Consider the following 10,483-nt stretch of genomic DNA (forward strand, 5'->3'; position numbering starts at 1 on the left):
GTGGCTCTGTCCATTAACACGGTGGCTCTATTTCATTAACATCGTGGCTCTCACTCATTAACTCAGCGGCTCCGCCGCACTGAAATATTCAATGAATGCGATGCTTGTTAAACCAGTTGACGTAGTCGTATAATTCCAGTTTCAGATGATGAAGGCTCTGGAACTCCATCTGATGGATGAACTCCGTTTTCATGACCTTGTAGGTCGCTTCAGCCACAGCATTGTCATAGGGAGCGCTTAACGATCGACCGATCTTGAAGGTATCCATGAGTTCGTCCATCGTTTCGTTTTTAAACTCGCTCCCACGGTCCGTGTGAAACCACTGGATTTGGCTCAGATCGCCATCTACCGTCGCAAAGGCACGTGAAACCAGAGCAGCGTCTTTATGCGGACCTGCACTATGGCCAATGATCTCTCGATTAAACAGGTCTATGAGGGCGCATACGTAGTGCCACCGGTGCCCTACCTTTACATACGTGAGATCGCTGACCACGAAGCGTTTCGCTTCCGTTTGGTCAAACTCACGATCTAACACATTTGTCGTTGCCGCCTCATTACAGGCCGTTTTGTGGGGCTTAAACTGGGCAATGGTATACGTGGAGACCAGGCCCTGCTCTTGCATGATTCGGCCAATACGGCGTCTGGACGCGACGAGTCCTTGTTCCTGGAGCTTGGCTTTAATCTTTCGTGTACCGTAGGCTTTTCGATTCTTGTGGAAGATATCCACAATTGCATCTGTTACCACGTCTTCATTCGGCCGTTCTTTGGCTTCATAATAAAACGTACTTCTTGCGATTTGCAGGACGCTACACAATGCTGATACCGAGTATTTATCACAATTATTACGAATGATATTTACTTTCGTCCCATGATCAGCGCGGCTTGCTTTAAAATGTCCACCTCCATCTTCAGACGTTGGTTCTCTTTCCGCAGATCCATTAATTCCTGCTCTTCTGATGAGCGGTTGTCCTTCTCTTTAAAGGAACCTGTGCGCTGTGATTGGCTGATCCATCGGTCTAAGGCAGAAGCTGTGAGGTCGTACTCCTCGACACTCGACAATCGCTGCTCGGGATTTCCCGTTCTCATAAAGCTGCGCCATTTGCTTTTTAAATTCTGCGGTAAAGGTACGTCGTTTTTGTTTCGGCATTGTAGAGATCCGCTCCTTAGCATTCTAGGTCTATTCTACAAGCCCTTATTTTTTCTGTCCAACTTAGTGTAACCGATCCATATCTGAGTAAGGGGTGTACTGTCCAAGTTCAAATAGGGGCTAAATAGCGATGCCTCGCACCTCTTTGGATTACTCACAAGACCTTCGCTTCATTCCACGCCAAATAAAAATCAGAAAGAGATTCAAATCTTTTATTTCTATCAGATTCAACGGCTCTATACGCAACTTGATAAAGATCATGACTCGCTTCCCATTTCTCGATTGATCGATCACGTTCACCACCTAATAACACGAATGCAGTCGCTCCCATGTGAAATACATTCGTGCGACTATCTATTCTCGCTCCTAACTCAAATTCTTCAGGAGACATAAACCTTGAAGATCCCCACATCCTTCCCATCAAGTTAACGTATGGCTTTTTCTCATAAAAATCAATATCACATATTCTTGTTTCGTGGCGAGTAAAATCGTAAAGTATACTCCCATCATAAAAATCAATGGCCACATAGCCTTTCGATTCCATAAAGACATGAAAAGCAAAAATATGATTTAATGATTCCAACCTTCGTTGTAAATTTAATTGCTTATATTTGTAGAATGGGGAATTCGGATCATTGTATTTGGCAGGAGGAGGATACACCCAATGCGGATGAAGATTCTCTCCTTCAAACCAATCAAACACCGCCACGTAACCTGATTCAACTTTAAAATGATCGAATAAACTGATTAAATTCGGGTGTTTTAGATCGTTATAAACGGGGATTGCCTTCACTAACCGAGAAACTGCATCTGAAGGGTCGCCCTCGTATTCAAGTGTCTGAACGCCAGCAAATTTAACAAATTTCTTCACTCCATTTTGTTCAACACCAAAACAAATGTTTCCTGAATCTTGTTCATCAAACACTTCAAATACATTGCCTAAATTCATTAACCATTCAAAAGAAATTCGTTCCTTAAGTTTGAAGTTGACTTTACCAATTTGATAAGAGTAGATAGAATCTCCCATGGTTCCTCCGATCTTTATGCATTTCCATTTTACCACATCTTTCGCGATTATATGGGTAATAAAGGAAGGTGTTTCTTCATGTCTAATCTGGCCAACGATCTCCTAGCTATGCAAATGGCCATGACGCTTCACGGCGGCTTTGTCCAAAGCACAACAGCGGCTTGAAATTTGAAACAAGCGTATACCGATCTCCGAAATGAGCCATTCTCTCGTTGGCTTAAGGCGACTAACGAGAGCCGGGTTCGACGGACTTAATGTCGTATAACGTTCAAGGGTCATGACGTCCGACGCAAGTCGGATGCATCCGGCTGGTACCGCTTCTTGGTTTCTCTGCTTCGGTCCGGACCAAGCGGCGTCAGCCGCGCAGCATTAAAATCGTTGTTAGCCGTCGGAAGTTCTGGAAGCAGCCATTGTATTCAAGGCGTTCTCAAAATACCTATATACTTCATCTGCAACTCCCAGAAACTCTTCAACATCCACATTAGTATCCAAGTAACAAGCATACAGATCATCAATTAAAGCGGAGTCAATCTCGCAATAATCTAATATGGCATTCTTCATCTTATGAATGTCATCTTGCCATACACCTGTATCTTCTAAAACCAAAGAGTATAATGCTCGAAATAATCTTTTAGAGTAACCTTTTATATATCTTGTTCTCATTGTGTTATCACTAGCATTAGAGAGTAAACGATGTATACGATCGACTTCCTTCTTGGTCTCTGTATTTAAGTCTAAAATGAACGCTGGAGAAATAAGGATCGGTGGTACTTTTTCACCAACGTCATGCCCATATAGGCAAACACAAATGATCTTAACCCAAAAACCCCACTCATTTGGTTTACTCAATACATCGTCAATCGAGCAAATTGTCGTATCAATCTTAGTTATTAGTGGATATTCTTTCAAAATCCTGTTTTTAATATTTGACAATCTTTCGTAATCAATATCTTTGGGATTTACACATACAATAGTAAAGTCGGCATCTGACTGAAAAGGTTTAGCAGTTCCTTTTGGAATCGAGCCACACATATAAATGCTATGAATCTTGCCTTTGAATTCGGAAAGGACATGCTCTATATATTTATCAACAAAATCCCTATATTCACTTTGTATTGCAGTTCTTTTTATAACTTTCCCCAATATCATACAATCCCCTCCTAAACTAAGCACTTCTTTCGGCTAACGTTCAGGGATCCTGACCTCCGACGAAGTCGGATATGTCCCAGTTGGTTCTACTTCCTGTCTGTCGGCTCTGGTCCGGACCAAGCCAAACGACGTCAGTCACGCAGCATTGAACTCGTGGTTAGACGACGGAACTTTGAAAAACTCTCCTATTACTCCTTTGAATTATCAAAACGAAAAATAAGTTTATATCCGTCAAAAGTATCGCCGTATTTCTCCAAATATTCCCCTTTTTTGTAATTAGATATCGTCTTCCTCCAAAATTTTTGCCCGACGGTATTTTTTTCAGAGGGGTTGGTAAACAACTCCCATCTTCCTCTGAATTGTTCAAACACATGAATGGCAGCCTGTTCAGCTATTCCTTGACCTCTGTACGGACGTAATAGAAAAAATTCATTAACAAAGTAATCAACTTCCGTTGAACAATGGGGAGGAGTCGCAATCAAAATAAATCCAGCCGGCTGATCATCCACACGAATCAAAAATGGATATAAACACTCTGGCTTCTCCCACCAGATATGCTGCACCTCATATTGCTCTTGCAGTGTTGTATACTCATCACTATCCTCATAAATTCCATGAATGTTTGGAAAACTGACATAATGTTCAGACAAATCGTACAGAAACAAAGGGTATAGGTTCTTTATAATATAAGCATCGTGTTTGTTCGTTAACTGCACCTTAATCTTCATTGGTTGACTCCTTCAAAATATAGATGATGCCTGCCGCTTTCTGAATACATTCAAATGTTCTTTTGATCTATAAATTCTACACAAAAGGGCTGCATTTCAGGCCTTAAACAGTACTCAATTCTTTGTCTAAAATCTTTCCATTCCACTTTATTAAGCGCTTCCTTAATCGGGAAAAAGCCTGAATCTAAACTTTCCGATGATCGTATTAATTCTCCTCCTATAGGTTTTGCTAAAAATAGTGTATTACATATTGAATTGCTTACATTCTGAAATATGCCACAGAACTTAATAATTTCAATATCGATTCCTGATTCTTCTTTGGTTTCTCTAATGGCGGCTTCCCTTAATGATTCGCCTATTTCAACTTGACCACCAGGCATCTCCCAGCATCTTTTTGGTCCTTTAATCAATAACAATTCGTCTTTTTCATTGACTACAATGGCAGCTGCCGATACGATGTGCTTGGGTGGGTTCATAGAAATCTCCTCACTAGATCATATGTTTAAGATCTATGGCACTAGGGTTTTATAGTTCTTGGCAGGTTTCATCTACCGTTCTGGGTTCATGACGACCCATGTCGGATGTGTCCGGCTGATTTCGCTTCCTGGCTTTTCATCTCCGGCCCGGACCAAGCGGCGAAAGCCGCGCAGCATTGAAACCCTTATTATGAATGTAATGCCCTCTTCAAATTGCTCTCAGAATCGTTATACATCAAAGTATTCTTGTTCGAGAATACTCATACTCCAATCACTTCTCCATTGCCCTTCAATTAATGCACCTTCTCTTTCAACACCTTCCTTTATAAACCCACATTTTTCGTAACATGAAATGGCACGCTGGTTATATTCCAACACTTTCAAATCAACTCTGTGTAGCTTTAGAGTTTCAAATGCATATTTTAGCATGGCTCTTGTAACGTCTGTTCCAATCCCTTTACCTAATAGGCTTGAATCAAAAATGCCGACAGCATATGTAGCTTTTTTATCTGCTTCATTAACGGTCAGCCTGGCCTGACCAATACATCTTCCTTCATACTCTATTGCCCATTCTAAAGGCTGACTCATCGTATGCTGATACCACTTCTCCGCATCTTTCATTGTAAAAGGCTGCAGTTTTCTTGTATCGGTTTAACCCCTTTAATCCGGACCACGCACCTCTTATTCGACCAGATGCATAGAATTGCTTAATCTTGCTGCGGTTTTCGTCATTTTTCTTCCGGTGGTTACACTTTGATGACCTTGGGCTCCACCGTCCCTTGTTGAATGGCATCTCGGTATTCGTACGGCGACAGATCATATAAGCTACCATGGATTCGCTTGTGATTGTAGTTGTGGATAAAGCCGCTGACGACTTCATACGCTTGCTGATAGCTTTCAAACTCGTGCCGCTGATAACACTCCGATTCGAGAATCGCATGGAACGATTCGATATGCGCATTCTTGTTCGGCGTCTTTGGTGGAATGCGTTCGTGAACGATTTGAAACTGTGCACAGGCCTCCGCAAAGCGATGGCTAATGAACTGCGGGCCATTGTCAGAGCGAATGACAGGCCGATTCGTTTTGTCAAAGAGCTGGCGCTTCATCAGCGCTTCCTGCGTGATTTGAACCAAGTCCTTCGCCTCACAGGACAGGCCGTGATGGTAGGCGACGATCGCGCGGTCGAACACATCGATGATGCTGAGCAGGAAGAAAAATCGTCTCTCACCTTCAATCCAGCGTGAAATAAGAGATGAGGCGTAGTCGGACTATTTCCTCATCTCTCTTTCCCGAACCGGACTTGCACCTCTCAGCGCATCCGGCTCTCCATTTAAGCGTTGCTCAAAGCAAAGGCGACTTCGTCATAATTGGATTGAATGGTACGAGGTTTCTCTGAACGTAGAATATATGGGTTTTCTGCAGAAGTGCGCCATGTGAACCAACCTTTACGGCTAGTTATTAGCCTTTTCAGCGGCAGTTCTCCATAGAATCCTCGGCTGTTTCGACCTTGCAGTACCCAAATCTTAGCCTTTCCTTTCTCTGGGGATCGGACATACTCTTTCATCAATGATCGGAATCCGCAATTGTACTTTCGTGCAAGCCAATAGCCGAGTTTCCAGAAGACCGTGCGATCTACTTTACCGTATATCGTCGCGGTATGGTCTGTGTATTGATAAAAGTTTGCCCATCCCGCAAGTTGTCGGTTCAGGCTTTCGACCAAATCCATGGTGTTCATACTGAAATTCCCTGACAATTGCTTGACCAATTTCTCTGTGAAACGGCGGTATTTATCCCAAGGTATAGAGGATACAGGTCGCATTCGACCTCTGGCTCCACGCTTGCGAATAATTCGATGGCCAAGGAAAATAAACCCGTCGTTCACATGCGTAATATGCGTTTTATCCATATTCAGTGTGAGTTTCAGCCGATCTTCTAGAAATGAACGACATGCTTCTCGCACTTCGTCAGCGTGTGCCTTGGTTCCTTTGACTACCACCACAAAATCGTCAGCGTAACGGCAGTAGGAGATTGCTGGCTTCCATTGCCGATTTTCTCGTATTGCGATAGGACGCTCATTCTGAATGCCGAAATTCCACGCCCAGCGATCCTTCCTTACCTTCTTACTCAGAAATTCCGCTTCCATCCACTGATCGAATTCGTGTAACATAATATTGGATAGTAGCGGTGAGATGACACCGCCTTGCGGAACTCCTTCACTAGAGGCTCGGAATAATCCGCGATCTACACATCCTGTCTTTAGTATTTTCCATAATAATGCAAGGAAGCGTTGATCAGAGATGCGTTTACGGACTGCCTTCATCAGCAACCGATGATGAACGGTATCAAAGTAGCTGGCCAAATCGCCTTCTATGACCCATCGGCCTGCAGTTGCGTGTGTGCGCTCATTTCCATCCTGTAGTTGCATCTTTATCGTCCGGATGGCATGATGAACGCTTCGTGCAGGTCTGAATCCATAGGATTGAGGGTGAAAGTCGCTCTCCCAGATCGGTTCCATAACCATGACCATCGCACGTTGCACGATACGATCTCGAAGACAAGGAATACCTAACGGCCTAAGCTTGCCATTCGCTTTTGGAATATATACGCGCCGCGCAGGTCGCGGACAGTACGTTCCCGTCAGCAATTCATGCCGTAGGTTGTCTAGTTCAAGGTCAAGCATTTCTTCCATCTTGTGCTTGTTGATGCCATCTACACCAGGTGTTCGGGCACCACTTGAAGCCAGAGTAGTACTAGCCGCTTTGCTGAGCCAAGTCTTGTTTGCAATAAGTCTTAGGAGTCGGTCGAACTTACGTTCTTTGCTTTCTGTTGCCCATGTCGCCAGTTTGCTTTGCATTTCACCGATTATCAAAGGTCTTCACCTCACTAGGTCAGTTAATAGGCTAAGCAAACCACTTAAACTGCCTCCCTTCGCCATGTAACCGGCTTTCCCGATCTCGGACTACTACGGAGGCTCCGTCATTCTGCATAGCATCGGGGAACTCACTCCCTTGGCATCCATGCAGACTTTCCCCAGTTCACATGCTGGACTTCACACATGGGTTAGGTTGCCTATCGCAGTCTTTATCCTTGCTTTCTGCAAGTCGTCGCGGACATCACGATCTAGCTGTGCACTCCTCATGAATCCCTGTCAGTTAACCTACATGTTTAACCGACATTCGTGAATTCCGTCAATGCGGCTAACGGAAGTTCAGTCCGCGTCCTGCCTATTAAGCGATGTAGGCAGAGGTGACATTTCAACCCTCAGATGCGGTTTAATAGGTTCGTGTTCCTCAACCTTCCCATGCTCAGCCTAGAGACTCATCTTGGCGTAATCGCTTCGCCGCAAGCCCCGTTTCCCACGGACTACGTCACCTTGCCAGTGTCGGCAAGTCACCGCCGCTTCGGCTCACTTCCCCTCACAGCAGGGGAAGGACATGTCTGTAAAAAAAAAATCGACATGTATTCCAAACATGCTCAAGTAACTTCGTTCCACTGAGGGAACTTGTTAGCTGGGCGTACCATACTTAATATCCGTTTCCCAGAGCTGATTGGAGCCCGTGAGAAGCCGATTATTGGCCAGTCGCTTCGGATGCTTGACTTTCACCTGGCGCTGGGACCGCAGGACATTCATGGCTTTGCACAGCCGATAGACTTTCTTCTTATTGATCACCAAACGATGCTCGCGCCGCAGCATTTTCGTCAGCTTGCGGTATCCGTAGACGGACGTATACTCATCCGCCAGCAGTTCCATGATCCACTCGCTCACTTGTTCATCGCTAATCCGCTTGCCGTCTTGCGTGTATGAATAACCAGGCGCGGGGCGACCGCTCCTGTGGATAGGTTCGTGATGTTCAGATCGATTCACATGTGCATAATACGTCGAACGCTCCACGTCTAAAATGCGCAGCACCAGACGAATGGCATGCCCCAGCTGAATGTACTTCTGAGCGATGGCTATTTTATCCTCAAGTTTGGATTCGTTTTTTTTAACAGGTCACGGAGGATTTCTCGCTCCAGCGCCTGCTCGGCATACAGCTTCTTCAGCTTCTCATGCTCCTTCTCCAAGGCTGCATAATCCGATGCCGTTGGGATGAAGGCGCTTTGCTTCAATGCGGATCCGTCCAGTTGTTCCAGATCCATGCGGCTGAGCTCCTTCGCCCAGCGAAGCACCATCTTGGGATCCAATTCATGCTGCCGGGCGACGGCCGTCATGTTCCCGACCTCTCTACCCTTGGCTACCACCATCTTTTTGAAATTTAGATCGTACCGTTTTCTCTCCATTTGCGTTCCCCTCCGACTGATTTCAGTGTATCGGAATAAGGGGTGTATTGTCCAAGTTCATTTGGGGGCTAAATAGATTTCTTCTTTGATTCAAGCTGGCTGCTCGATCCCAACCTATTCAGTTTACCGCTCGCTGTCTCATCGGGTCCAATGTCATATCACGTTCAGGGTTCATGACGTCCGACGAAGTCGGATATGTCCGGCTGATTCTACTTCCTGGCTTCATACCTCCAGTCCGGACCAAGCGGCGAATGCCGCGCAGCATTGAACTCGTTGTTAGGTGGTGTCCCCTTCTTCCTGAATGGCTTTCAAAAGATGGGGTCTCATTTCTCCCAAGTTTTTTGTAATCACTTCCCAAACAATGGATTCATCAATTCCGAAGTATTCATGAATTAAAATATTTCGTAGTCCAATCATGCTGCGCCAAGGAATTTCTGGATATCTTAAGCGTATATCATCAGAGGTGTTTCTGGACGCCTCACCAATCACTTCTAAATTTCGAATAACCGCATCAATCATCATGCCATTATTTAAAAAGGAGTCGTAATCGACCCCTCGTATATATTCCTGTATTCGATTCATGGCGTCTAAAATATCTTCCAAAAACATGATCGACCGTTTCATTGAAATTGCACCTCGTTCAAAATTTCTTCCTTCATTATAGGTTTGAGTGCTCTTACAGTTACCAAATCCACTGGCTTGTTAAACAAATCCTCCAAGTAATTCTTCAGGGTTATAAATTCAAAGCCTACTGGCTTTGAAAACTCAACTAATACGTCAATATCGCTAGACCCTTTTTGTTCATTACGTACATACGATCCAAAAAGTCCAATTTTTTCAACATAAAACTCACGCTTTAGATATTCCTTTTCTACCCTGAGTATGTCTTCAATTTCCTCACGCGTCATTGAATCCACCCCATTCCAATGTATTATTTTCATTATATCCTAAATTTGTGTCGCTTGTTCTTTTTAATCTTTAAGGGGATTTCACCTAACGTTTAGGGTTCATGACGTCCGACGAAGTCGGATGTGTCCGGCTGATTCTACTTCCTGGCTTCATACCTCCGGTCCGGACCAAGCGGCGAATGCCGCGCAGCATGCACCCGTTGTTATCAGTTGCTCCGCTGACTAAGCCCAAACAAAATTGTTTTGAAGGTTCTCCCCCCCAAGTCTTTTTCAAGTCTTTTTCAAGTCTTTTCAACAGGTTTTCATAAGGTTTTTCATAGAATTTCTCATCGTCTTTTATCCGGTTCTTCAATCCATTCTTCTGTTCATCCATGTTTACAGGATGAACCTCTACAACTTCGATCCGATCATCATGATTGAATAGATGAATCTGACCAAGTCCTTTTACACGGCGACCACGTTGGCGCTCATCCCTCTGATCGTCACTCGTAACGTTCTGCTCGCTTCGCTCCACGCTCCACTAACTCCATCTTTTGCTTTTTATACGTCTTTTCGGTTTTCAGGGGGGAGAACCTTCCCGGCGGCTCCTTTTCAGCCGCTGGCCACAATTTTGTGTGCCGTTTCATCCAACTTCCACTTTTGCACGATCGGATGACGGCTGGGCTTGTTCTTCTTTGATTTAGCTACAGGAGTTGCTGATAACGTTTAGGGTTCATGACGTCCGACGAAGTCGGATGTGTCCGGCTGATTCTACTTCCTGGCTTCAT

Annotated in this window: 12 protein-coding genes and 1 pseudogene; all 13 read right to left on the reverse strand. The window is 44.5% G+C overall.

The genetic code is table 11. The features are described from left to right. Window positions 1-88: 88 nt before the first annotated feature. The 13 genes and pseudogenes from IDH44_RS25910 to IDH44_RS25970 all read right to left on the reverse strand — a co-directional run bounded on the left by IDH44_RS25910 (window position 89) and on the right by IDH44_RS25970 (window position 10,230). Window positions 89-1,147, reverse strand: a pseudogene (locus IDH44_RS25910) (IS3 family transposase). Window positions 1,148-1,301: 154 nt separating this feature from the next. Then, window positions 1,302-2,174, reverse strand: a complete 873-nt coding sequence (locus IDH44_RS25915; RefSeq protein ID WP_190921716.1) for a serine/threonine protein kinase — start codon at window positions 2,172-2,174, stop codon at window positions 1,302-1,304. Between the two features lie 381 nt (window positions 2,175-2,555). Further along, window positions 2,556-3,323, reverse strand: coding sequence for a nucleotidyltransferase domain-containing protein (locus IDH44_RS25920; protein ID WP_190921717.1), 768 nt, complete (start codon window positions 3,321-3,323; stop codon window positions 2,556-2,558). A 188-nt stretch (window positions 3,324-3,511) separates the two neighbouring features. After that, window positions 3,512-4,051 carry a GNAT family N-acetyltransferase gene (locus IDH44_RS25925; RefSeq protein ID WP_190921718.1) on the reverse strand — a complete coding sequence of 180 codons (540 nt, stop codon included), beginning with the start codon at window positions 4,049-4,051 and terminating at the stop codon, window positions 3,512-3,514. Window positions 4,052-4,101: 50 nt separating this feature from the next. Then, the gene (locus IDH44_RS25930; RefSeq protein WP_190921719.1) at window positions 4,102-4,527 is read right to left on the reverse strand and encodes an NUDIX hydrolase; all 426 of its coding nucleotides are present in this window, start codon (window positions 4,525-4,527) and stop codon (window positions 4,102-4,104) included. A 228-nt stretch (window positions 4,528-4,755) separates the two neighbouring features. Next, window positions 4,756-5,148, reverse strand: a complete 393-nt coding sequence (locus tag IDH44_RS25935) for a GNAT family N-acetyltransferase (protein ID WP_190921720.1) — start codon at window positions 5,146-5,148, stop codon at window positions 4,756-4,758. A 125-nt stretch (window positions 5,149-5,273) separates the two neighbouring features. Then, complete coding sequence (locus IDH44_RS25940; protein ID WP_317890262.1) at window positions 5,274-5,774, reverse strand: integrase core domain-containing protein; 501 nt, start codon at window positions 5,772-5,774, stop codon at window positions 5,274-5,276. A gap of 83 nt (window positions 5,775-5,857) precedes the next feature. Further along, a complete protein-coding gene (gene ltrA / locus IDH44_RS25945; protein WP_223870056.1) occupies window positions 5,858-7,396 on the reverse strand; it encodes a group II intron reverse transcriptase/maturase in 1,539 nt (512 codons plus the stop codon). Window positions 7,397-8,032: 636 nt separating this feature from the next. After that, entirely contained in the window at window positions 8,033-8,437 is a 405-nt protein-coding gene (locus IDH44_RS27500; RefSeq protein WP_397326852.1) for an IS3 family transposase, read from the reverse strand. A gap of 44 nt (window positions 8,438-8,481) precedes the next feature. Beyond that, window positions 8,482-8,808 carry a transposase gene (locus tag IDH44_RS25955; RefSeq protein ID WP_190921723.1) on the reverse strand — a complete coding sequence of 109 codons (327 nt, stop codon included), beginning with the start codon at window positions 8,806-8,808 and terminating at the stop codon, window positions 8,482-8,484. Window positions 8,809-9,084: 276 nt separating this feature from the next. Then, a complete protein-coding gene (locus IDH44_RS25960; protein ID WP_190921724.1) occupies window positions 9,085-9,432 on the reverse strand; it encodes a HepT-like ribonuclease domain-containing protein in 348 nt (115 codons plus the stop codon). Beyond that, window positions 9,429-9,716, reverse strand: coding sequence for a nucleotidyltransferase family protein (locus tag IDH44_RS25965; protein ID WP_190921725.1), 288 nt, complete (start codon window positions 9,714-9,716; stop codon window positions 9,429-9,431). The genes IDH44_RS25960 and IDH44_RS25965 overlap by 4 nt, the downstream gene beginning before the upstream one ends. Window positions 9,717-9,801: 85 nt before the next feature. Continuing rightward, a complete protein-coding gene (locus IDH44_RS25970; protein WP_190921726.1) occupies window positions 9,802-10,230 on the reverse strand; it encodes a hypothetical protein in 429 nt (142 codons plus the stop codon). Window positions 10,231-10,483: the final 253 nt, after the last annotated feature.

This window comes from Paenibacillus sabuli, from assembly GCF_014705605.1.
In the GTDB taxonomy this organism is placed as follows: domain Bacteria; phylum Bacillota; class Bacilli; order Paenibacillales; family Paenibacillaceae; genus Paenibacillus_D; species Paenibacillus_D sabuli.

What these genes read in the sequence shown, in the direction of transcription:
- IDH44_RS25915 (WP_190921716.1), bottom strand. Translation starts at nt 2,174, where the DNA reads ATGGGAGATTCTATCTACTCTTATCAAATTGGTAAAGTCAACTTCAAA.
- IDH44_RS25920 (WP_190921717.1), bottom strand. Translation starts at nt 3,323, where the DNA reads ATGATATTGGGGAAAGTTATAAAAAGAACTGCAATACAAAGTGAATAT.
- IDH44_RS25925 (WP_190921718.1), bottom strand. Translation starts at nt 4,051, where the DNA reads ATGAAGATTAAGGTGCAGTTAACGAACAAACACGATGCTTATATTATA.
- IDH44_RS25930 (WP_190921719.1), bottom strand. Translation starts at nt 4,527, where the DNA reads ATGAACCCACCCAAGCACATCGTATCGGCAGCTGCCATTGTAGTCAAT.
- IDH44_RS25935 (WP_190921720.1), bottom strand. Translation starts at nt 5,148, where the DNA reads ATGAAAGATGCGGAGAAGTGGTATCAGCATACGATGAGTCAGCCTTTA.
- IDH44_RS25955 (WP_190921723.1), bottom strand. Translation starts at nt 8,808, where the DNA reads ATGGAGAGAAAACGGTACGATCTAAATTTCAAAAAGATGGTGGTAGCC.
- IDH44_RS25960 (WP_190921724.1), bottom strand. Translation starts at nt 9,432, where the DNA reads ATGAAACGGTCGATCATGTTTTTGGAAGATATTTTAGACGCCATGAAT.
- IDH44_RS25965 (WP_190921725.1), bottom strand. Translation starts at nt 9,716, where the DNA reads ATGACGCGTGAGGAAATTGAAGACATACTCAGGGTAGAAAAGGAATAT.